Origin of the sequence: Clostridium sp. UBA4548 (genome assembly GCF_002387895.1) — a bacterium.
GTDB lineage: Bacteria > Bacillota > Clostridia > Clostridiales > Clostridiaceae > Clostridium_J.
The window spans coordinates 182530-205083 of record NZ_DGLI01000048.1 but is presented as its reverse complement, the minus strand read 5'-3'; the positions used below and the strand labels follow the sequence as shown (position 1 = coordinate 205083).

The window sequence follows — 22554 nt, the reverse complement described above, 5'->3', positions numbered from 1 at the left end:
AACTTTTTAAACAGGGTGCCCCACTTAAATGAGACACCCTGTTACTTCTAATATTATTTATACGGATTTACTACCTAATATTATATTGCCATGAGTTATAGGGTATCTAGAAACATTGCAGACTACCTTTGTGAAATTTACTACACTTATTTTCATAATTATGTAACTTCAAATCCTCTTACTTACTTTTCACTTTAGCTTACCTGTATATGCTTTGTTCCTTATTTTCATTATACAGATGTGGATTTTTAATTGCCAATAAATATTTATCGCAAATTCTAACACGTAAAATTCCTATTTTAGTGGGTTTATGTAGTATTCTTTCTTTTTCGACATTTTGAAAACATTTAACTGTCAAACTTCACTTTTTCTTTTAAGCTATATTGAATTGCTTTAAATATAAAAAGTAAACTGAAATTTGAACAAATTTGCTGGAGTTGTATCAATATAATATAAACCTTATAATATTATTATGGGAAAAAATTAACAAACACTTATAAGGAGATGTTTATTATGGAAAATAACCAAAAACCAAAACTCGGTGGGGGTATCTTAACAATATCAATCATCCAATTAGTTTTTACTGGATTGGGTATTATTGGATTTATTCCACTACTATTGATGAAAGATACAATTGAACAACAATTACAATCAGTAGGACAAACTGCACCTGTACTTTCTACAAGTAGCTTAGTTATAAGCTTGATATTGTCACTGATATTAGTTATAGGAATTATCTTAATACTACTCAGAAAATCCTTAGGGGTATACACTTACTTTACATGTGTAGTTGTTAACATTATTTATGCTATAATTATGACGGGATTCAAAGCTTCTCTTATTATTAGTTTAATACTACCATTATTAATGGCTTTATTTATTTATCAAAAGAAAGAAATTTTTGGCTTTGGAGCTAAAGCAGATTCTATAGACCCACCATCAAACATGTAATAGCTTTAAGACTGTTTTATAACCTAGACTTATAAAAATTTAATGACCTCCTTTGATTCTGGTGCGCTTAGCAAACTACATAAGAACCAAAGGAGGTCTATTTTTGCTTACAGATAGATGCTTTAAATATTACCTAGGTAGGTGTTGATTTTAAATGAATAATATTCTACAGTTTAACTACTAACTCTTTGTTGCTTTATTATTACGAGAGTTACTGAAAGTATAGCCACAGCAAATCCAACTACTATAAGCATATTTAAAAATACTGGAGTAAGGTTTTCCATATTAAAATTCACGGTGTTAGCTATGATATTATTGGATTTAACATACCAATAGTTTGGTGTAAAAGATGCTATTTTTAATACTGTTTTACCTAACAATTCCTGAGGAACAAATACTCCGCTGATAAAACATGATCCTAAAGAAAAAACATTTGCCGCTGCTGACATGGCACCCTTGCTTTTTACAATATTACCGATAAAATAGCTAACACTCAAAGCTGCAAGGGTAAACACAAAGGAGTTCAATAAAAACAGTGCGCCTTTTGCGGTAAACATATAACTACCATACATAATAAAGCTTGTTGAAATCATAGCTACCCATGCAAGGATTGCAAAACTAAAGTTTGCTAGTATCATTTGATAATTCATATTTCTAAGCTTTATAGGTGAGCAATTATTTCTCTTTTTTAAGTCTGTATTGTTAAACACAAGCATAACTGAACATACACCTAAAATTAATACTGCAAATAATGCATAAGCCATATAATTAAAATAAAAGGCACGCTTTTCATTTTTACTAATTTCTTCTTCTGAATTATTTACCTTCACTTCAATCCTTTGTAACAAATCATTGTCAACATAACTTATTAACTGTTCCTCTGATAAATTTTCCATATTGGAACTATAAATTTTTGCCGTATTTAAATATTTATTGATTATACTATCAACGTATATTCCACTTGTTGAACCAGGTAGAGATGTCTTTTCAATTTGTGGTGTTTTACCACTTAGCAATTCTTCAGTAAACCCTTCTGGTACTTTTACTATATATTCTACTTGCCTGAAAAATAATGCATCTTGAAGCTTCTGGTTATCATCTGGGATATCTATGAGTTTACCATTTTTTCCAAGATAGCTTTTTAGCCCCTCTACTAGTTTTGAGTCTCCATCATAATTTATAAATGCTATATTAACTTTTGTTTCAGTAAAATCAGTATTTACAGTTTGATTACTTGTATTAGCTAGAGCTATTGCTAAGGATATAAATACTACAACATAAATCATTATTTGAGATAAATTTTTAAGAATTATTTTGAAAAAAGCCTTATAAACTTGCATATTTCTGCCTCCTTAATACCAGGTAGGTAATTGTACTGAAAATTACGGAGAAGCCACAAAGTAAAGCTATATTTATAAAAAATTGCTTATAGGTACTATAATAATATAAGGAATAAAATGAGTCTGTTATTAGATTTACTGGATTAAGATAAGATATAATTGGCGCCTTAGTGCTAATTATATATTTCATTTTGTCATTCATCATACCTGATAAAAAAGACATGGTCATAGTGCCACCGATTAGAATTGCAATTTTAATCCCTTCACCTTTTTTAATTATTGAAGCAATACAAGTACCAAAGGTAACCCCTGTAATTGTTCCAATTAAACAAGTTAACGCAATATATCCTAATTGACTACCAAATTTTACTTTTAAAATTAAATTTAAATAGCCTATCAAAATAAGCATTATTCCTAACTGCACTGTTGTTGCTGCAAGCATTGAAGCTACAAATACCTTTAGTTTATGGGTTGGTGCCATGTTAACCCTTGCCCCTTGTGGGGATAAATTAGCCTGTAGGGCAGTAACTTCTTTAAGTCCACAAAAGCTTCCATATAAGCAAGTCATGGCAATTAAACTATAAAAATAGATTACAACATTATTTGGTTCAGCTTTGCCTGCTACAACTTCCTTAAGATAGTCATTTCTATTTGAAACACTATTTAAAAGCCCTTTCTCCATAGCAGAAGGATTTTTATTGATAATTGTTACCACTGTAGAGGAAGTTTGTTTAAAATCTTCTATGAAGGACTTTATTATAGTTTGTTTTATACCTGAATTTTTCACAACAAGGTTTATCCCATTATCAAACAATATATACCCTTCAATTTTATTGTCCTCTAGAAGTCTATCTGCCTCTTCCTTTGCTGTGTAACTCACATGAAAGAGCTTACTATTCTCTGTGGTCGTATTTGCCGTTGAAAGTGACTCAATAGTTTTAATAAAATCCCCATTTCTTTTATATTCCTCATTTTCAATTATGCCAATTTTAATTTCCGAAAAATTTTCAGCACTTGAAAGATTTGAAAAAGCCATATTAAACAATGTAGCTAAAAGTATTGGGAATAATAAAGTCCAAAACATGTTTTGCTTGTCCCTTAAAATACATTTAAGTCTATATATATAATTATGAAAAATCATTATATCACTCCTTTAATCTCTGAGCTCTTTACCAGTTATCTCTAAGAATACATCATTTAAGGTTGGTGGTTCTGAATAAATCTTTCCAACTACAATGTTTTTTGATTTTAGATAGTCTAGCAAAGCAACTAAATTATTTTTACCCCTGCTTGACTTAGCAACAAGTAAGTTTTCATTATATTCAGCAGAAACTATATTAGGAAGATTTTTTACTCCCTCTAATATGGTATTATCCATTTTGAATACTTCTATAGTTAACTTTTCCCCAGAGTTTATCATACCCTTAAGTTCATCATTAGTTCCCGTAGCAATTATCTTTCCTTTATCCATAATTGCAATACGAGTGCAGATTTCCTCAACCTCTTCCATATAGTGAGAAGTATACACAATTGTTGCCCCTTCCTTATTAAGGCGTTGTATTCCTTCTAATATATTATTTCTACTTTGTGGGTCAACAGCAACTGTTGGTTCATCTAATATAATTAGCTTTGGCTTATGAGCAATCCCACAAGCAATGTTTAATCTACGAAGTAACCCTCCACTTAACTTTTTAGGATAAAACTTTCTAAATTCTTTTAACCCAACAAAATCTATAGCTTCTTCCACCAACTGGCGGCGCTTCTTTTTATCTTTAACATACATTCCACAAAAATAATCAATGTTTTCAAAAACCGTTAACTCTTCAAAAACTGCTACATTTTGCATAATAATACCGATGTCACTCTTAATATCGTATGCATCAGGTGACATAGGTTTATTATAAATTTCTATAGTGCCTTTATCATATTTAAGCAAAGATAAAATACAATTTATTGCAGTGGTTTTACCAGAACCATTTGGTCCTAAGAGTCCAAAAATCTCCCCTTCATTTACTTCTAAATTTAAATGATCTAGTGCTATTAACTCATTATATCTTTTTACTAGGTTTTTAACCTTTATTACCATATAAATACCTCCAATTATTAATACAATAAAATTCTTTGAAAAGATTTGCTAAAAGCAATTATTTCCTTGTCTATATATTAATCATAATACATTTATTTGTAATTTGTTAGTGATTAAACTCCTAGTTACCCATGACAAATGTAATAATCAACTTGAGGACCTAGCCATGTGGTGTTAAAATTTATATATAAATGAATAACTTCCTGTATTTTGAAAATTAACTGTTAAAGACTATGGAATAACTATTACTGAAAAAGGTTGGTAAATAAAATGAAGAGGTTAATTGATAAACTTGTTATCTTTATTATTTGTTTTACTCTATATATGCCAAATGCTAATAACCTATATATGATAGCTCCAATTTTAATTGCTATAGCCTTAAGTGCTCTCTTAAGCTATTTAGAAAATGACAGTATAACCTTGTCAGTGTTTACTGCCTATTTGGTTGCTTGTTTTTTTAAGCCAGCTTTCTTGTTCTTTATTCCTCTGATATGTTATGATGTAATATTTTTTAAGCTAAAACTGATATGGGTATTCTCTTTTCTTCCACTTTTTATAAACTCCACTGAAATCCTATTTACTTCAAAGTGGTTACTAGCGCCAGTTATTATTGCTACCTATACTTTAAAACATCGTAGCGTTTCCCTTGAAAAATTTGAAAAACATTTTCATAACCTTCAAGATGATACTAAAGAAATGAGAATAACGCTTGAAAAACAAAACAAAGAACTTATGGAAAAACAAGATTATGAAATAAACCTTGCCACGGTAACAGAACGAAATAGAATAGCAAGAGATATCCATGATAACGTGGGGCACTTACTTTCAAGATCTATTTTACAAGTGGGGGCACTTCTTGCCATCAATAAAAATGAAGAAACAAAGGAAAGCTTAACACTTGTAAAAAACACACTGTCAGAAGCTATGGATAGCATACGCAACAGTGTCCATAATTTGCATGAGGAATCAATTACCTTAGGTACTGAGATACAAAAACTAGTTGATAATTTTAAATTTTGCCCTATTAAGTTCCAATACGATATGAATGCAAATCTTGAAAATAATATTAAGTATTGCTTTATTGCTGTTACCAAAGAAGCTTTATCAAACATTATAAAACATTCAAACGCTACTACTGTATCATTAATAATTCGTGAGCATCCTGCACTTTACCAATTAGTTATACAAGATAATGGCTCTAACTGCAGTTGTAATAGTGAAAATGGTATAGGGCTAAAGAATATTACAGACAGGGTTAATGCAGTAGGCGGCAACGTTAATGTGAGTACAGATAAAGGTTTTAGAATCTTCATCTCAATACCAAAAAAATAATTATTTAGAAAGGATTAAATAAAAATATGAGAGTAGTTGTTGTAGACGATGATAAATTAGTATGTGTAGCTCTTAAAACCATATTAGAAGTTGAAAAAGATATTTCCGTTGTAGGCACTGGTCACAATGGGAAAGAAGCTATAGAACTTTATAATAATTTGAAGCCTGATATTTTATTAATTGATATAAGAATGGAAACCATGACGGGGCTTGAGGCAGCAGAATTTATTTTAACCAAGGATAAACAGGGAAAGATATTATTTCTTACCACTTTTTCAGATGATGAGTATATAGTTAAGGCATTGAGGATTGGTGCTAAGGGCTATATTATAAAGCAGAACTTCGAATCCATTGTACCTTCTCTTAGAGCTGTATTTATGGGACAAAGCGTCTTTGGTGATGATATTGTTTCAAAAATTCCATCCCTAATTGCCAGTAACAATAAAACTGATTTATCAGCCTCTGGAATTACTGAAAAGGAATTAGATATAATTACTCTTGTAGCTGAGGGACTAAGTAACAAAGAAATAGCTACTAGATTATATTTAAGTGAAGGCACTGTTAGAAATAATATTTCTATAATTTTAGAGAAATTAAGTTTAAGAGATAGAACACAACTTGCAGTATTTTATTATAAAAATAGGTAAATACTTTTCACACTAAAATTAGAACTCTAACTTAATTAATAAAGTAAGTAAATCTATAGTATGTTAATATATTATACTGAATTAAAACTTACCCTATAGTCAAAGATTCAATTAATATTATAGTGTGAACTTCCACTTTATGAGAGTTATTTTCAATGTGTACGAAAAAGGTTTGGATTTCTCCAAACCTTTTCTTGTACTTAATAGATAAAAACACTTTAATTCATCCTATCTTTATAAACTTAATTAGCTTCAATTATAATGATAGGCAATGATTTTTTTATTTATCTCCAAATATAAGACACTGTGAAAATAATTTTTCATAACCCTCTGAGGCTCCAAGCTCCATATAATTCATTTTACCTGCTAAGTCCTCTATCTCTTTCTTAACATCAATGGACATAAGTGCCATATATGCTCCAGTCTTGGAGGAATTCCCCACATATACTAGTTTATCCTTTACCTCTTCTGGTAAAATGCCCGTACCTACAAGACTATCTGCTGGCAGATGAGCTCCAAACTGTCCAGCTATCATCACCTTATGTAGTTCCTTCATTTCAATATCCGCTTGTTTTAGTAAGGCATAAAAACCTGATAAAAGAGCTCCCTTGGCTAATTGTACTTGCCTAATATCCCCTTGGGTTATTAACAGTTGTTCTGGAGTACTTCTTAAAACAAATTCTCTTTTTTTCCCATTTAATTGTATCATGGGATATCGATAATCGGTTTCTTCTAGGCTTTCCTTTTTTATAAAGGCTCCATCTTTTTTTACAATTCCTGTTTTAAGTAGTTCCTTAACTGCGGCCAATATACCACTTCCACATATTCCTACAGGTTCTTCTTCTCCTATCACCTTAAATTCTATGCCATTTTCTGTGATTATTACATCTTCAATGGCTCCCTCTGCTGCTCTCATTCCCGAGCTTATATTCATCCCTTCTAAGGCTGGTCCAGCTGCACAAGAACAGGACAGCAAACTTCCCCCCTTAGATAAAACTATCTCTCCATTAGTTCCTATATCTATAAATAGTATGTTTTCCTTAGCTTTATGCAATTCACAAACATAGGCACCTGCTACTATGTCTGCTCCAATATAAGAAGATACAGAAGGAAGGCAATATACACATGCCCCCTTTGCAGCTTTAATACCAAGATCCTTTGCCAGTATATTCTTTGCCTTTATAAATACTGGAGCATAGGGAGATTTTCCAATTGATGTTGCATCAATACCTAATAGAAAATGCATCATAGTACAGTTTGCAGCCACTGAAATTTCATAAATATTTTCTTTTCTTACTTTTGCTTCACTACATACTTCTTCTATCAATTCATTGATAGCCTCTACTATAGTTTTCTGTAAAGCTTCTTTAGAGCCCTCTGGATGTTCCAATTCATAGGTTATTCTAGTTAATACATCTAACCCAAACTTCTTTTGAGGATTAATTGTTGAAGCAGTGGCTAGCTCCTCACCATTGTTCATATCTATTAAAGCTGCTACCACTGTTGTGGTCCCAATGTCAATGGCAACACCATAGAGAAGTTCAGTAGTATTCCCTGATTCAAGCGCAATTAACTCACTATGATTAAATACTCCCGTTACAGTTCCATAGCTGCTTTCATAGTCTCTAAGTAACTGCCAGTTAACCTTTTTAGTCCCAAGAACCTGACATAAACAATCTTCAAAAGGACTTTGGTTTTCCAAAGTAGGATTTTCTATATGAAAACTTTTTTTGTAAATTGCTGGTTTAATCTGAAATTTAGGCATGTAACCAGTGGTAAGTATTTTATGCTTTCTTTCTTTTTGCAGAAGTTCTATTGTAATATCTCCTTCTGGTACTACTAGACAAGACAGCCTTATACCTGCTTCTATTTCATCTTTTTTTAATAACTTTCTTTCTGTTGATGAAAGTTCTGAAAGGTTTCCTTCCACTAGTCTAACCTTACATTTTCCACAGGAACCTTTTCCATTACAAGGATTATCCACAAAAATTTCATTTTCTAATAAAAGCTGTAGCAAGTTTTTCTTTGGCGTGTATTCAAAGCTTTTACCTAGCTCTTTAATAAAAATCTTAGCCATTGCTTATAGCATCTCCTTTTTTAAACTCTGAAGCATTGCTTTAACATTTGTTAAGGGAGATTTCATTCCAAGACCACAGGCAGGTGATATTATATTTACTCCATCTCTAACACATTTTTGGGTTAACTCAGAAACCTTATTTGACTCTCCAAATTCGATTGCATAGGTACTTACATTACCCATAAGTAATCTATCTCCTAGATTTTTTCTTGCTTCACTTATGCTAACAATAGAGTCGAAGCTTAACACATCACTTTTAATTTTATCCACTTCTTTATACACGCTCTTCATTTGTCCACATATGTGCACAATAGTTTTCACCTTTTCCTCTTGTATACTCTCAACAAGCTTATTAAGGTATTTCACTGCAAATTCTTCAAAAAACTTTGGCCCTAATATTTCACCAGTTCCACTTGGATCAGAAATGGCAATTATATCCGCTCCTGCTTCTATTTGCTTTTTTGCAAAGGAAATTAATTGTTCTGTAACAAAATCAAGATATTTATGAGCTTCTGCATTGCTTTTTCTAAGCTCTTTATAAAATACTACCGGCTCCATAACTGAGCTAGCAGTACTTATTGGGCCCGTTAAGTTTCCTATAATAGGAACATTGCTGTTCTTTGACTTTAATAATTTAATTGCATCAATAACTACTTTAGCTCTTCCTTCTTCAAAATTAATTTGTGGAAGTTTGTTATATTCCTTTACTGAAGCTATTGCATACTCCACTACATGAGGTTCATATATGTTTGTTCCCATATTCACTGATGCTCCAAACTCCTCTGCCTCAATGGTCATGCAAAAGGGAACTCCATAATTTTCAAAACAACCCTTTTCGTATACTGCAGTAGCTAAATCAGCCATGATTTGCGGATTACTGTGAGCCTTTGAAAAATCTATTCCAAGTTCCTCGATTACTTCAGTTGTAACCATATTCATCATGCCTCCAGGACAAATACAAGGTAGCCTATCAACCTGTTCTCTGTTGAAAACCTTATTTAATCGTTCTCTTGGCGATATCATAATACATCCTTCTTTCTAAGTTATATTAAGCTTTGCTTTTCCTTCATCATAGTTTAGCATTATAGGTTGAAGCTACACCCCTTTAAGCTATATTCAGTAATTTTTTTGCTAACTTTACTGCCTCCACTGCATTGGACGAATACCCATCTGCACCTATAGTATCTGCAAATTTTTGTGAAATTGGTCCCCCACCTATAATGACTTTAACTTCTTCTCTAATTCCTGCTTCCTTTAATAATTCAATAACCTTACCCATACCTGCCATAGTTGTTGTCATTAAGGTTGACATACACACAAGAGAAGCATTAACTTCTTTAGCTTTATCTACAAAACTTTGAAGTGAAACATCCCTTCCTAAATCAATCATGTCAAAACCAGCAGTCTCTAGCATGATTTTTACTAGGTTCTTCCCAATGTCATGGGTATCTCCTTCTACAACTCCAATTACAGCCTTTGGCTTACTACTTCCTTCTTCTTCCTTGGGAAGATGTGGTCTTAATATAGATAGCCCTTCATACATTGCATCTGAGCATAGTAATACATCCGTTACGAAATACTCCTCATCTTCATATAATTGGCTTGCACGGTTCATTCCATCTACAAGGCCTTCCATAATACCATCAAAGGCTGGATATTTTGCCTCTAGGTATTCCTCACAAGCTTCTATTACCTCCTCTTCTTCCATTTCTACTACACCATCTGATAATCTTTTTAGTAACTGTTCTTTTGATGTTGTCATTACTTACCCTCCATTTAAATAAATAATTTTAAAACTCATATTTTACACTTTTACATGAAATTTTTGGGATCTACTGGCCACTTTCCATATTTTCTAGCTGAGTCCATAAATTGATCAATATTCTCTAAAGGAACACTTCCTGAAAGGTCACAGCCTGATGCTAAAATATAGCCACAAGGACTGTCATAAGCCTTTTGTATACAAGTTTTCACTGCTAAATCTACATCTTCAGTGCTTCCTAAAATTAGAACTTCCACTGGGTCTACATTTCCAAGAATAGGAACCTTATCACCAACTACTTGTTTTGTATAAGCTAAATCAACTCTATTATCTATACTTAACATATCGCAGCCCGATTTTACCATGTCCCCTACAATTGATGTGGTATCTCCACAAATATGGTAACAAACCATTCCTTTTGCCTCATGAATATCCTTCATTAAATCTATAGTGTAAGGTAGCACAAACTCCAAATATTGTTTTCTATTTAAAATTGTTCCAGATGCAATTGGATCACAAAGTAATATAAGGGCTCCACGTTTTATAAATTCTCTATATATCATCTTTAATGCTTCTGTACAGAACTTAACTAACTCATGCACCTTTTCTGGATTTTTTCTAGTTGCTCTTAAAAGATTTTCAGTTTTATAAATACTTGCTGCTGCAGTAAAAGGTCCCGATATCAAAACTCCTGTTGGAACTTCTTTTCCTAATTTATCAATTAATATTTCTGCAGCCTCAATATGTAATTGAAAGGCTTTATCATTTTTCAGTTCTAACTTTGATATATCAAGCTTATCTATATCATTCAAGTCTTCTAAAACATATTTTATAATAGCTGGCACATCATTCTCTGGATCATTCATCTTACTTCCTAGTGCCATACCAACACCATGTAATCCATACTCAACTACTAATAAATCATTTCCAAACCTTTCATAACAAGCCATTTGTGCTTTGGCCTCATTTAAAGCACTGCTTCTTTTTTCTTTGTGGGTCATACCTAACGCTAGTCCAGACATAGAACAAGCTACAGGCATTGCCATTATTCTGTCCATAGGTTTTCCTGTCATAAAAGCAGTTAACCTTTCAATTGGGGTCATTTTATCATCCTTATGCATACAACCATCTCCTTTTCTTTTATAAGTCTATTATTTTATTTAAAGCAATTGGATAGCTTTAATAATTCCCTCTTTTAACTGAAAATCTTTATTCTTCATGCATGTTTGACCAATAAATTTTGCTAATCCGATAGCCTTTATGCAGCCTTTCTCATAATTTGTAGGTGCTCCTATAGAAACATCCTTCCACACAGCTTTTTCAGTTCCTAGCAAAGCAAAAGTGGTTTTAGGACAAAGCACTACTACCATTTCTTTATCTAAAATTTTATCCATTCTTTTTAATAATGGATAAGTAAACATTTCTACTACTTGCTCTGCAAATTTAGGTCCAAGGATATTTAATCCTCCTGAGGAATCAGCATAGCTGATGATGTTTACACCTGATTTTTGCGCTTCTTCTATAAATCCAATTATTTCATGCTGAAACTTATCAAAGACTTGTCTAATTAGCTCCGGATTTTTTCTGAAGGTTTTAAATACAACTGTTGGTTCAATTAGTACATTCATAATTGTAAAAGGTCCCGAAACATTTAAGACTACATTTTCTCCTTGTTCTCTTAATGCCATACAGGCCTTTAAAGTTTCTGAAATTCTTCCTCTTGAAAAATCAATTTTTGGCAAAGCCAACAGTTCTTCTGTGGTTGTACAAATATACTCCTTTGCTCTTGGTCCTATGTTCTCGTCTCCAAGATTAACTTTCCCACCAAGCGCCTCACCTTCTACAGTATGACAAAAGGGTAATTCACAAAGGTTAGACTTATAATAATCCTTACACTCCTTTGCAAGTGTCACCATACTATCCCTGTCTTTATAAGCATCTGGAAATTTTAAACCAGTTTTTTCAATAACTTCTTTACTAATTCCCTGTTCATTACTATATGTACATTTGTAGTCAATTATTTTGCCCATGGTACTCCCCCCAACTTATTAACAAACTTTCTCAATATTTTATTTTTCTGTAGGTTAGTTCCAATCACAGTTACTTTTGTTGTTTTCACAATGTCTAAATACTCCCAATGATAATGGTGCGGAGTATAGTCAAAATAAATAAGTTCTTTTGTATAAAGCTGAATAATTCCTTTGGCTCTAACAATAAAACCATATTCTTCTTGATTTAAAGAGATTAATATTTTATCTATTTCTTCTTTTGAAAAAGTTCTTAGCTTATCTATAGAAAAAGTTTCAAACCTCTTATTAGCCGCCAAAAAGGCAGGTTTATCCTTTAGTTGATTTTCATAGGATTCTATACTATTTATTGTTTCAATAATTTCTTCTCCTGATAGAGAAATCCATGGTTCTTTAAAAATAGTAGCTTTAGGATTTACTAAACTTATTTTTCCAATTATCTCTTCAATTTCACTATCCGCTAGATTGTCAAAATGACTAAGAAAAATTATGTGTGCATTTTCTATTTGGTCTAAGTAAAAGCTTCCAAAAATCTCGCAGTAATCCTTAAAGGCACTCACGTCTACTATAGTAATTACATTGTTAACCTTTATATCTAAAGCTGAGTTTGAAGAAACTTTATTGCAAGCCTTTAATATTTCTGATAAACTGCCTACACCAGAAGGCTCGATAAATATGTTATCTGGATTATACTCTAAAGCTAACTCTTCAAAAGCTTTTTTAAAATTTTCTGATACTGTACAACAAATACATCCAGAATAAATCTCTTTTATTGGAAGGCTGTGATTTATTAAATCTCCATCAATGCCAATATTGCCAAACTCATTTTCAATTAAAGCATTTTTCCCTTGCATATTTGGAATTACCTTATTTAAAAATGTGGTCTTTCCACAGCCTAAAAACCCTGAAATAATATTTATATTTATACTCATCAAAACTCTCCCCACTAAATTTACTTCCTAGCATATACTTAAAAAGATTTCATAACTATTCTAAATATATAAACTTAAACATAATTACTCCTATTGTATCCCCTGAACTCAAGGCAGTCTAATAATGATTTAGGATAGATAAATTTTATCAATTAAATATACCTATAGTAGAATATAAGGCTTATATATAACATTTTTAACACCCTTAAAATACCATTAAGTTAATCTATATCCTGTTACTTAATCATGGTAATTTTTTTTAATATATTATCAAATATAAAGAGATTATGCTTACAAAACCTTAGGTTTATCTGTAAAAAATGTGTCTAGTGATTTATTATTCTATATAGATATTACTATTGAAAATAAATGATATTAAAAGGGCCAGTCTTCAATTATGTGGCTAGAAATTTGTAAAGACTATATAATATAGGTAAACAAGCCCAAACTATATAATCTATTGTTGATTACTCAAGGATTATTTCTATGATAAATATATAAATATTGGGTACTATATCTAAGCTTATACATTTCTTTATGAGAGACAACTTCTACTAACTATTAAAAATAGAAATAATTTTTACGTATAATATAATGGTTTTTAACTTATATACCCTGGAATGGAGGAATGATTATGGCTCAAACAACTAAAAAGGCGCTGGCTGCCTCGCTAAAAAAATTGTTATCCCAGAAATCTATGGATAAAATTACTGTCATTGATATTGTTGAGGACTGTGAAGTTAATAGACAAACCTTCTATTATCATTTTAAGGATATATATGATCTTGTTGAATGGATTTACACCGTGGAAGCTTCAAAAGCCCTTGGTGATAAGAAAACTTATGATACCTGGCAACAAGGGTTCATGAATATTTTTAAATATGTACTTGAAAATAAATCCTTTGTAAAAAACACTTACCATTCCCTTAGTAGGGAGCATCTTGAAAATTATCTTTATAATGAAACTTATAATCTTTTAATTGGAGTTATTGAAGAAAAAGCAGTCGGGATGAATGTAAGAGAGGAAGATAAAGCATTTATTGCCGATTTTTATAAGTATGCTTTTGTAGGGCTCATGCTTGAATGGATTGGTAGGGGGATGAAGGAAGATCCTTCTACTATCATTGAACGAGTAAGCATTGTAACTCATGGGGATATTATGAAATCTCTTGAAAACTTCAAAGCTCATACTAATATTTAGACAAACAGTACCTTGTGTATAAAGTTTTTACAATATCGACTTTATGCCAAAACTCTAAACAAGGCCCTGGTATTGTCTATTGCTCCTGCCTCTAAAAATTTCTATTATATATACATGAAGTAAATATAAAACTTAGGGGGTATTTATAATGTATTATAGTAATGGAAATTATGAGGCATTTGCTCGTCCACAAAAACCAGCTAATGTAGATAAAAAATCAGCATATCTTGTTGGTTCAGGACTTGCATCATTAGCTGCCGCTTGTTTTTTAGTCCGTGATGGTCAAATGAAAGGTGAACATATTCACATCCTAGAAGAGCTTAATATTGCTGGGGGTGCCTGTGATGGTATCAATGACCCTTCAAAAGGGTTTATAATTAGAGGAGGCCGTGAAATGGAGAACCATTTCGAATGCTTGTGGGATTTATTCCGTTCTATACCTTCTCTTGAAACTGAAGACGCTTCTGTTCTTGATGAGTTTTACTGGTTAAACAAGAAAGATCCAAACTACTCACTTATGAGAGCTACTGTAAATAGAGGTGAAGATGCTCATACTGATGGCAAATTCACTTTAACTCCGAAAGCTTCTATGGAGATAATAAGCTTGTTCATGAGTCGTGACGAGGACTTATATGATAAAAAGATTACTGATGTATTTACAGAAGAGTTTTTCGCTTCCAACTTCTGGTTATACTGGAGAACAATGTTTGCCTTTGAGGATTGGCATAGTGCATTAGAAATGAAGCTTTATATACAAAGATTTATTCATCATATTGGAGGACTTCCTGACTTTTCAGCATTGAAATTTACTAAATATAATCAATATGAATCCTTAATTCTTCCAATGATAAAATACCTTGAAGAACATGGTGTTCATTTCCAATACGATACTAAAGTAACCAATGTTATTTTTGATATAAATAACGGCAAAAAGGTTGCAACTAAAATAATCTGTGAGCATGGTGACAAAGAGGAGTTCATTGATCTTTTAGAAGATGATTTAGTATTTATTACAAATGGTAGTTGCACAGAAAATTCAACATTAGGTGATGACAATAATGCTCCAATATTTAATGATTCTGTTGGCGGCTGCTGGGAGCTTTGGAAAAACATTGCTAGTCAAGACCCTTCCTTTGGTAATCCAGATAAATTCTGTGGAAATAAACAAGCAACCACTTGGGAATCAGCAACAGTTACTACCTTAGATGAAAAAATTCCACCATATATAGAAAAAATCTGTAAAAGAGATCCTTTCAGTGGAAAAGTTGTTACTGGTGGTATAATAACTATTAAAGATTCAAATTGGTTAATGAGTTATACTCTAAATCGTCAACCACACTTTAAAAGCCAACCTAAGGATCAACTTGTAGTTTGGGTATATGGATTATTTGTAGATATTCCTGGTAACTATATTAAGAAACCAATGAGAGAATGTACAGGAATAGAAATTACAGAAGAATGGTTATATCATTTAGGCGTACCTGAAGCTGAAATCCATGAACTAGCAACAAAATCAGCTCATTGCATTCCATGTATGATGCCATATATAACTGCATTCTTCATGCCAAGAGCTAAAGGTGACAGACCTAAGGTTGTTCCTGAGGGAAGTGTAAACTTTGCCTTTATAGGTCAATTTGCTGATACAGTTCGTGATACTGTATTTACAACAGAGTATTCTGTTAGGACAGCAATGGAAGCTGTCTATACCCTACTTGATGTAGACCGTGGAGTACCAGAAGTATTTGGTTCTTGTTACGATATTAGAGTACTATTAGACTCTACTTCAAAAATGTTAGATGGTAAAAAACTTACTGACCTACACCTTCCAATTCCACCTAGCTTACTTGATGGCAGAGTTATGCAAATAGCGTCTAAAACAGTGATTCCTGATTTACTAAAACGTTACAATTTAATTTAGAGGGAATAAAAGTTTACATCCATCTTATATAAAACTACCTTGGTTCTCTTTATTCATTTAGAGGATGAATAAAACAAATTATTTTATTACAAAACTTTAGCAAGCACTAAATTTAAAAATTAAAAATAAGTCTAGTCCATGATTATAATAATCCTTGGACTAGACTTTCTTTTTTAAGTCTAAATACTCTTAATAAGCTCTTCAATTTTTTTCTCAAGCTTTAAAGGTGCTGTAGCTGGTGCAAATCTATCTACAACTTTACCTGACCCATCAACAAGAAATTTAGTGAAATTCCATTTTATTGCCTCACCAAGTAATCCTCTTTTTTCCTCACATAGATGCTTGAATAAAGGATGTGCATTAGGGCCTTTCACATCCACTTTTTCAAACATTGGAAACTCAACCCCAAAGCTTGATTTACAGAAACTTTTTATTTCCTGATTTCCTCCTGGTTCTTGACTTCCAAATTGATTACAAGGAAATCCTAAAATTTCAAACTTTTCATTGCCAAATTTTTTGTACAGAGCTTCCAGCTCATTATATTGCGGTGTAAAGCCTCACTTACTGGCAACATTAACAATTAGCAATACTTTTCCTTCATATTTTCTTAAGCTGATAATTTCTTCATCAATTGTTTTTAATTGAATATCATAGATTGACATTATAAATCCTCCCTTTTATTTATAACTTTATAATTTACATGCTGTGATAACTCTTTCTTTTCTTGACTACAATTAATTATAACACAATTTAAATTGTATACAATATAATTTTATAAAATGTTTATTTTGCATTTCTTCTTTTTTATGATTTTAATACTCCATAGCTTATTTATTACAATGCCTATGATGTTGCATATATTAGCTAAAGATAATTTTCAAAGTTCCTTTTCCTATAGGATCCCCCGTAACTGTAATTATCTTCTTATGAAAAGTAATTTTTTTCTTTTCTTATAACAAAAACACGCCCCCTTCATGAAAACAGTTTTCTTTTAACTGTCGACCATAAAGAGGGCATATAAAAATACTTGATTTAAAATTTATATTATTCCTTTTCGCAGTGAACTACAATATTACCTATAGTATTACAGTTTTTATGAAGTTTTTTGCTCTTTGAAAATCCTTATAATTTGGATGCCCATTTGCAAACTTACTCATAATCTCAAAGATTTTATTATTGCTAAAATCTTTGCTAACAAAACTTCCTTTACAAGCAAAGCTCCCCTTACATATTGCTCCTTTTGAGGCTAAAAGATTAATTAGTTTTTTATTGTAAAAGGTTAATCCAACTCCACTTGTTGAAAATACAAAAACCTTTTTATCTTTTAAGTTTAATTTATCTACATAACTTAATAACTGTGGTGACAGACTTTCTTTATACACCCCTGATCCGAATCCAATTAAGTCATAATTTTCAACTTTAATATCTTTATAATTTTTTAGATTTATTAACTCAGCCTTAGTTATTTCTGCAAATACCTCTGCTATTTTTTCAGTATTACCTTTGTAGCTAGAACAATATATAATTAGAGATTTCATAAACTTTATTTTCCCCCATTCATTCTATTTTCTACATAACTGCTTGTAGCTTTATGTAATTTTCATGTAAATCTACACACTTTTCCCTTTTGAAAGCACCCCTTTATGGATTAGCTACTACAACTTCCACTACCTTTAGAAACTAAAATCTTCTTTTTTATATTTCAGTTAATAATACATTATGCTAATATATATGAAACAATAAATTAATATTTCATAATATCCTATCATAAAATTTAATAACAGTGGTTTTATAAATTAATTTTACTGCTTAGATAGGAGTGTAATAAAATTATGATCATGAAAATAACCTTACTTATACTATTTTCAACCTTATGTATTCTAAATATTTTTTTTGAAAAAAACAATAAAAGAAAAGGAATTGCTTTTACTAAACCATTTCTAATGCCACTTCTTGCTATCATATATTTATTAAATGCATCTCATATAAATTACTACATTGTACTAGCCTTAAGCTTTGGATTTCTTGGGGATGTATTTTTATTAAAGAATCATAAGAAGCACTATGTTCTAGCTGGCATTATATCCTTTCTAATCGGTCATATATTTTATATTTATGTATTTATTTCAGATTCATATATGGTAAAGTCTATCCCCCTATGGTTTCTATTATTTTTACTTCCCTATGCTAGTATATCTTTTTTAGTGTTTAAAAAACTTATATCTACAATGGAATCTATGAAATTACCAACAGTAGTTTATATGTGTATTCTCTGCACCATGAGCTTTATGAGCTTTTCCCGTATTTGGTCTACTTCATTCTTCTCCTTTATTTTAACCTTCCTAGGATCATTATGTTTTTTAATTTCTGATTCCATATTAGCTTTTGATATGTTTTCAATGGAAAGAAAAAGTAATGGCGCAGCTGTAATGGAAACTTATATTGCAGCACAGACTTTAATTGTTATAGGATTACTTATATAGTTAAAAATATAAGTAAATATTTTACTAGTATGCAGAAACCACTATAAAGAATCTCTCCATACCTCATAAGTAGAATCTCTCCACTATGGACCATGTTGCTTATGAGGTTTGATGAAAGATAAAATAAGACAATGCTTTATACACAAGAAGATTTTTATATATAGGCCCTACGTCATCACCTTTTAGACTCACATTGGCATAACTACCAACACTAAAACCTGTGCCGCCAAAACACGCTGGAAAAGGCTTGTTTCCTTTTCATCCCTTGACTTTAACCTTTTCGCTTAATTATTAATTCACCTATATAACTAATCAATTCCTTTGTATTGCTTTCAGCCTCAGGAAGTGAAGACAACAACCAGTGACTCTCCCCTTCTTTTTCTTCAGATAAAAACATATCCTTTTCCGCACTTTTAGTCTTGAGCTTTTTTACCATCGTGGATATGCACTGAGTGCAGTAGTTTTCCTTCCTCAAAGCTTTAATAATTCTAAGTAATTTTATTTCACCCTGTCCATAAGTTCGATATCTATTTTTGCTTCTTGGCACTTCAATAAATCCATTTCTCTCCCAGTTTATAATTACATTTATTGACACCCCAAGTAGCTTTGCTACTTCATTTCTTTTTAATGAAGCATTCCTTTCCTCCGTCAAGTCACTATTTAATATTTCTCCAATTACTTTCATAACCTTAAGTTCACTATTCTTTTCCTTTTTTATATGTGCTAAATACTCACGACTTAGCTCTAATGCCTTTAATAACTCTCCTTGAGCTGCACTTCTTATAATATTTTGAACTTCAAACTTCATGTAGCATTTAATTAATTCGCCTCTTAAGGCCATTCTTATAAGTTTAATCTGATCCAGATGTGCTTCGGTATAAATCCTATATCCATTTTTCTTTCTTTCCACAGAAATAATATAGCCCCATTTTTCATATAACATAATAGTATTAGGATGTACCCTCATTAATTTAGCAACTTCAGAAGTACTATAGTTTCTCATTTGATACCTCCCTCCTTGTATCACCAAATTGTATTTATCATTATAGCATACTCCAAAAACTCTGGTAGTATAGTGGAGAGTTTTAATATTCTTTATTCCCATATAAAAGAAAAGCACACTTTTTAAATTGTTAATATGTTTGTTTGATTTCTGTGAGAGCCTCCAAATATATATTTTTCTCTAAAAAAGCAAAAACTTTGACATCAGCTCATTTCTTTCTTATCTTAGCAACACACTCAATGTAGTTTTTCATATATAATGTTAAAATGTGCATGTAGTTCATTTCATGAAAAAAACCTCCTTGAATTCAAGGAGGCCTTAGAATATGAATATAAATATAATAAAATATTACTCCCTTAAATCTTCTAAACCAGTTTCCGATGTAAGCTTTTCAAGATTATTGAATATCTTCTCTTCGTCCCAATTCCACCATTTAAGCTTTAGCAATAATTCTATTTTTTCTTCACTAAAACGTTTCTTAATAAGTTTAGCTGGATTGCCACCATATATTGCATATGGTTCAACACTTTTTACTACTGTTGAGTTAGTAGCAATAATGGCACCATCACCAATTTTAACACCAGGCATAATGGTTACATTTTCACCAATCCAGACATCATTTCCAATTACCGTATCACCCTTAAAGGGTAACTGTTCTATTGTAGGAGTAACCTTTTCCCAACCCCCACCAAAAATATTAAATGGATAAGTTGATAAACCATCCATTCTATGATTTGCTCCGTTCATAATAAACTTAACACCCTCTGCTATTGCGCAGAATTTACCTATTATTAGCTTATCTCCTAGAAATTCATAATGATGCTCTATATTATCATAAAATTTCTCTGGAGACTTTTTATTATCACTGTAATAAGTATATTCTCCTATTTCCACATTTGTTCTTTTAGGTAAATTGCTTATGTAGCAAACCGTTTTAATGTTTTCGTTTGGATATAGCTTTTTCTTATCTGGTCCCATCATAAATTCCCCTTCTTTTTAGCTTTTTATGCTTTTCTTATAAGCTTATATTTTCAATTATATAGACCCTAAATTACTAACTTTCCTATTTATTTACCTGTTAAGAAAGTTAGCATCTTCATCACTTCATTTTAGTTTATTAAATTTGTCTAATTGTAATGAAATAAAAAATCCTTTAACTCTTTCAGTGTTAAACAATACGAGCTTCTGTATGAGCCCTTTTTAAAATTTCATTAACAGTTTCTTCTGGTGTTAATTCAGATGAATCTAACCATAACCCAATTTTAGGTGTCTCACTGCGAAAAAGATTATCAAATTCTGTAACTCCCCATCCACCATATCCTTTCTTATTCCTTGCACTTTCTCTTTCAGCTACCACTTCAGGACGTGGGCATAGAGCTATAACATATAATGGTCTGTTTCGAACCATTTCTATAAAATCTTCAAGCATTTTCCCAATAATATTATCTTGTAGAATCACATTAAATCCTGCCTCAAAGTATGCATCTGCAGTAGAAGCTGCTAGCTTATAGCGTAGATTAAGCTGTTTTAAAGCTTCATCAGAAGGATTTGGTGACATTTCTTCCCGTCCAGTAATGATCATTTTTCTATATATATCTCCATGTACATGGACTGCCTTTTCAAGGCTCTCTGCAAGTAGTTGAGCTATTGTAGATTTTCCCGAGGCCATTATCCCAGTTATAACAAATATTCCATTACTTTCTACAATGTATTTTGGTATATTACTTTTTACTATATTCATTGCGTTACCTCCATTAATTATTACTTATACTATAACAGAAGCTTAGAACAAAAAACGTATCTTTATTATACTTACTTTAAAAAATATATTTATTCGGGTATAAAAATTCTTCAATAAGTAAGTACTGTATTCTTATCAAATAATCTTTTATCTACTACCCTTACATGCCTTGAATATGGACCCTACCCTATTATTCAAATCAAAATATCCTGAGTCCATTAATACTGTTGGTTTAACTTTCAGTGCATTAGGTCTTCCATTTTCTAGACACTCTTCATCTCCATATGCAGCAACAATTTCACCTAGAAACATTGTGAAATCAAATACTGGTATTGTTTGTATTACCTTACACAGATAATTTACAGGACACTCTTTTATCATTGGTGCATTTCCTACTTCATCATAAAAGGATTCAAAAATCTCTGATTTATCTACCTTATTACCAGAAACTGTGCCGCAATAATCAGTTTTTTCAACAGTCTCAGATGATGGAATATTTACAGTGAAAAATCCGTTTTCTAATACTCCAGTAGTTGTACAATGAGAGTTTTTCAATGAAATATATAGTACAGGTTTTTGACTTACAACTCCGTATGCTCCAATAGTTGTGTAGTTAGGTTTTCCATTAACAGTTGATCCTGCTAAAACCGTAATGTATGGACCAAATGGAATATTTGCTATCTTCTTCTTATTCATAATTATTCTCCTCACTAAATCTTCTATTGTCGCGACAATAGAAATTATAAGGTAAAACCAAATAAAATAATAGACTTTTTCTTTACTATGAGTTATTATATAGATAAAGTATGCCCATTATGAGGCATACTTTATTTTTTTAAATTACTTTTACCATTGAAAAAGTATAGTATTTTAGCCCTATCAGAAAAGCTAATCCTCATATAAGAAGGATGAAAACTACAAAAGATCATACTGTCATGTTCAGCTTATTAAATCGTAAATTTATGCAAAATACTCCAGAAAAAGTTTTGTTAACAGATATTACTTACCTAAATTATAAAGTTTGAAGATAAATATTCCAATAGTCATGTACATT

General features: G+C 31.4%; 21 protein-coding genes and 1 pseudogene. 7 read left to right on the top strand and 15 right to left on the bottom strand.

The window, feature by feature from the left end; translation table 11 throughout:
• The first annotated feature begins 513 nt into the window (after positions 1-513).
• Entirely contained in the window at positions 514-951 is a 438-nt protein-coding gene (locus B3040_RS18495) for a hypothetical protein (RefSeq protein ID WP_291576557.1), read from the top strand.
• Positions 952-1124: 173 nt separating this feature from the next.
• On the opposite strand, the gene B3040_RS18490 is transcribed toward B3040_RS18495, so the two are convergent.
• Genes B3040_RS18490 through B3040_RS18480 form a run of 3 tightly spaced genes read right to left on the bottom strand, consistent with a single transcriptional unit; the run spans position 1125 to position 4377 of the window.
• The gene (locus tag B3040_RS18490; protein WP_291576554.1) at positions 1125-2291 is read right to left on the bottom strand and encodes an ABC transporter permease; all 1167 of its coding nucleotides are present in this window, start codon (positions 2289-2291) and stop codon (positions 1125-1127) included.
• Positions 2278-3432 (bottom strand): ABC transporter permease, encoded by a 1155-nt coding sequence (locus tag B3040_RS18485; RefSeq protein ID WP_291576552.1) that lies wholly within the window; start codon positions 3430-3432, stop codon positions 2278-2280. Before B3040_RS18485 ends, B3040_RS18490 begins: the two co-directional genes overlap by 14 nt.
• Positions 3433-3444: 12 nt before the next feature.
• Positions 3445-4377, bottom strand: a complete 933-nt coding sequence (locus B3040_RS18480) for an ABC transporter ATP-binding protein (protein ID WP_291576550.1) — start codon at positions 4375-4377, stop codon at positions 3445-3447.
• Between the two features lie 270 nt (positions 4378-4647).
• Between B3040_RS18480 and B3040_RS18475 the strand changes: the two genes are divergently transcribed.
• Together B3040_RS18475 and B3040_RS18470 are read left to right on the top strand one after the other, a co-directional pair.
• The gene (locus B3040_RS18475) at positions 4648-5709 is read left to right on the top strand and encodes a sensor histidine kinase (RefSeq protein ID WP_291576548.1); all 1062 of its coding nucleotides are present in this window, start codon (positions 4648-4650) and stop codon (positions 5707-5709) included.
• 26 nt (positions 5710-5735) lie between these two features.
• A complete protein-coding gene (locus tag B3040_RS18470) occupies positions 5736-6356 on the top strand; it encodes a response regulator (RefSeq protein ID WP_291576545.1) in 621 nt (206 codons plus the stop codon).
• Positions 6357-6636: 280 nt separating this feature from the next.
• Here B3040_RS18470 and B3040_RS18465 read toward each other — a convergent pair whose 3' ends face one another.
• The 6 genes from B3040_RS18465 to B3040_RS18440 all read right to left on the bottom strand — a co-directional run bounded on the left by B3040_RS18465 (position 6637) and on the right by B3040_RS18440 (position 13154).
• Positions 6637-8433, bottom strand: coding sequence for an ASKHA domain-containing protein (locus tag B3040_RS18465; RefSeq protein ID WP_291576543.1), 1797 nt, complete (start codon positions 8431-8433; stop codon positions 6637-6639).
• Positions 8434-8436: 3 nt separating this feature from the next.
• Positions 8437-9456: a methylcobamide:CoM methyltransferase MtbA gene (locus B3040_RS18460; protein WP_291576541.1), complete on the bottom strand. Its 1020-nt coding sequence runs from the start codon at positions 9454-9456 to the stop codon at positions 8437-8439.
• An 82-nt stretch (positions 9457-9538) separates the two neighbouring features.
• Positions 9539-10195 carry a corrinoid protein gene (locus B3040_RS18455; RefSeq protein ID WP_291576539.1) on the bottom strand — a complete coding sequence of 219 codons (657 nt, stop codon included), beginning with the start codon at positions 10193-10195 and terminating at the stop codon, positions 9539-9541.
• Between the two features lie 50 nt (positions 10196-10245).
• On the bottom strand, positions 10246-11316 hold the full coding sequence (locus B3040_RS18450; protein ID WP_291576537.1) for a uroporphyrinogen decarboxylase family protein: 1071 nt from the start codon (positions 11314-11316) through the stop codon (positions 10246-10248).
• A gap of 39 nt (positions 11317-11355) precedes the next feature.
• On the bottom strand, positions 11356-12225 hold the full coding sequence (locus B3040_RS18445) for a uroporphyrinogen decarboxylase family protein (RefSeq protein WP_291576535.1): 870 nt from the start codon (positions 12223-12225) through the stop codon (positions 11356-11358).
• Entirely contained in the window at positions 12213-13154 is a 942-nt protein-coding gene (locus B3040_RS18440) for a GTP-binding protein (RefSeq protein ID WP_291576533.1), read from the bottom strand. The genes B3040_RS18445 and B3040_RS18440 overlap by 13 nt, the downstream gene beginning before the upstream one ends.
• Positions 13155-13788: 634 nt before the next feature.
• On the opposite strand from B3040_RS18440, the gene B3040_RS18435 reads away from it, so the two are divergent.
• Positions 13789-14355 carry a TetR/AcrR family transcriptional regulator gene (locus tag B3040_RS18435; RefSeq protein WP_291576531.1) on the top strand — a complete coding sequence of 189 codons (567 nt, stop codon included), beginning with the start codon at positions 13789-13791 and terminating at the stop codon, positions 14353-14355.
• Between the two features lie 148 nt (positions 14356-14503).
• Positions 14504-16273 carry an oleate hydratase gene (locus tag B3040_RS18430; protein WP_291576528.1) on the top strand — a complete coding sequence of 590 codons (1770 nt, stop codon included), beginning with the start codon at positions 14504-14506 and terminating at the stop codon, positions 16271-16273.
• A 179-nt stretch (positions 16274-16452) separates the two neighbouring features.
• Here the strand turns inward: B3040_RS18430 and B3040_RS18425 are convergent, their stop codons facing one another.
• Complete coding sequence (locus B3040_RS18425; RefSeq protein ID WP_291576526.1) at positions 16453-16935, bottom strand: glutathione peroxidase; 483 nt, start codon at positions 16933-16935, stop codon at positions 16453-16455.
• Between the two features lie 414 nt (positions 16936-17349).
• A complete protein-coding gene (locus B3040_RS18420; RefSeq protein WP_291576524.1) occupies positions 17350-17811 on the bottom strand; it encodes a flavodoxin domain-containing protein in 462 nt (153 codons plus the stop codon).
• 294 nt (positions 17812-18105) lie between these two features.
• Here B3040_RS18420 and B3040_RS18415 point away from each other — a divergent pair, with 294 nt between their 5' ends.
• Positions 18106-18756: a lysoplasmalogenase gene (locus tag B3040_RS18415; protein WP_291576522.1), complete on the top strand. Its 651-nt coding sequence runs from the start codon at positions 18106-18108 to the stop codon at positions 18754-18756.
• Between the two features lie 271 nt (positions 18757-19027).
• On the opposite strand, the gene B3040_RS18410 is transcribed toward B3040_RS18415, so the two are convergent.
• From B3040_RS18410 to B3040_RS18395, 4 genes are all read right to left on the bottom strand, one after another.
• The gene (locus B3040_RS18410) at positions 19028-19759 is read right to left on the bottom strand and encodes a MerR family transcriptional regulator (RefSeq protein ID WP_291576521.1); all 732 of its coding nucleotides are present in this window, start codon (positions 19757-19759) and stop codon (positions 19028-19030) included.
• Positions 19760-20107: 348 nt separating this feature from the next.
• Positions 20108-20737: a Vat family streptogramin A O-acetyltransferase gene (locus tag B3040_RS18405; protein ID WP_414632551.1), complete on the bottom strand. Its 630-nt coding sequence runs from the start codon at positions 20735-20737 to the stop codon at positions 20108-20110.
• A 190-nt stretch (positions 20738-20927) separates the two neighbouring features.
• Complete coding sequence (locus tag B3040_RS18400; protein WP_291576517.1) at positions 20928-21500, bottom strand: AAA family ATPase; 573 nt, start codon at positions 21498-21500, stop codon at positions 20928-20930.
• 147 nt (positions 21501-21647) lie between these two features.
• Entirely contained in the window at positions 21648-22196 is a 549-nt protein-coding gene (locus B3040_RS18395) for a flavin reductase family protein (RefSeq protein WP_291576515.1), read from the bottom strand.
• Between the two features lie 179 nt (positions 22197-22375).
• Here B3040_RS18395 and B3040_RS18390 point away from each other — a divergent pair.
• Positions 22376-22519, top strand: a pseudogene (locus B3040_RS18390) (IS3 family transposase); the annotation flags it as partial.
• Positions 22520-22554: the final 35 nt, after the last annotated feature.

Excerpts from the sequence above, each read along its gene's own strand:
- B3040_RS18400 (WP_291576517.1), bottom strand. The coding sequence starts at position 21,500 with ATGAATATAGTAAAAAGTAATATACCAAAATACATTGTAGAAAGTAAT.
- B3040_RS18455 (WP_291576539.1), bottom strand. The coding sequence starts at position 10,195 with ATGACAACATCAAAAGAACAGTTACTAAAAAGATTATCAGATGGTGTA.
- B3040_RS18410 (WP_291576521.1), bottom strand. The coding sequence starts at position 19,759 with ATGAGAAACTATAGTACTTCTGAAGTTGCTAAATTAATGAGGGTACAT.
- B3040_RS18495 (WP_291576557.1), top strand. The coding sequence starts at position 514 with ATGGAAAATAACCAAAAACCAAAACTCGGTGGGGGTATCTTAACAATA.
- B3040_RS18485 (WP_291576552.1), bottom strand. The coding sequence starts at position 3,432 with ATGATTTTTCATAATTATATATATAGACTTAAATGTATTTTAAGGGAC.
- B3040_RS18440 (WP_291576533.1), bottom strand. The coding sequence starts at position 13,154 with ATGAGTATAAATATAAATATTATTTCAGGGTTTTTAGGCTGTGGAAAG.
- B3040_RS18490 (WP_291576554.1), bottom strand. The coding sequence starts at position 2,291 with ATGCAAGTTTATAAGGCTTTTTTCAAAATAATTCTTAAAAATTTATCT.
- B3040_RS18420 (WP_291576524.1), bottom strand. The coding sequence starts at position 17,811 with ATGAAATCTCTAATTATATATTGTTCTAGCTACAAAGGTAATACTGAA.
- B3040_RS18445 (WP_291576535.1), bottom strand. The coding sequence starts at position 12,225 with ATGGGCAAAATAATTGACTACAAATGTACATATAGTAATGAACAGGGA.
- B3040_RS18435 (WP_291576531.1), top strand. The coding sequence starts at position 13,789 with ATGGCTCAAACAACTAAAAAGGCGCTGGCTGCCTCGCTAAAAAAATTG.
- B3040_RS18465 (WP_291576543.1), bottom strand. The coding sequence starts at position 8,433 with ATGGCTAAGATTTTTATTAAAGAGCTAGGTAAAAGCTTTGAATACACG.
- B3040_RS18430 (WP_291576528.1), top strand. The coding sequence starts at position 14,504 with ATGTATTATAGTAATGGAAATTATGAGGCATTTGCTCGTCCACAAAAA.
- B3040_RS18480 (WP_291576550.1), bottom strand. The coding sequence starts at position 4,377 with ATGGTAATAAAGGTTAAAAACCTAGTAAAAAGATATAATGAGTTAATA.
- B3040_RS18395 (WP_291576515.1), bottom strand. The coding sequence starts at position 22,196 with ATGAATAAGAAGAAGATAGCAAATATTCCATTTGGTCCATACATTACG.
- B3040_RS18405 (WP_414632551.1), bottom strand. The coding sequence starts at position 20,737 with ATGGGACCAGATAAGAAAAAGCTATATCCAAACGAAAACATTAAAACG.
- B3040_RS18450 (WP_291576537.1), bottom strand. The coding sequence starts at position 11,316 with ATGCATAAGGATGATAAAATGACCCCAATTGAAAGGTTAACTGCTTTT.
- B3040_RS18415 (WP_291576522.1), top strand. The coding sequence starts at position 18,106 with ATGATCATGAAAATAACCTTACTTATACTATTTTCAACCTTATGTATT.
- B3040_RS18460 (WP_291576541.1), bottom strand. The coding sequence starts at position 9,456 with ATGATATCGCCAAGAGAACGATTAAATAAGGTTTTCAACAGAGAACAG.
- B3040_RS18475 (WP_291576548.1), top strand. The coding sequence starts at position 4,648 with ATGAAGAGGTTAATTGATAAACTTGTTATCTTTATTATTTGTTTTACT.
- B3040_RS18470 (WP_291576545.1), top strand. The coding sequence starts at position 5,736 with ATGAGAGTAGTTGTTGTAGACGATGATAAATTAGTATGTGTAGCTCTT.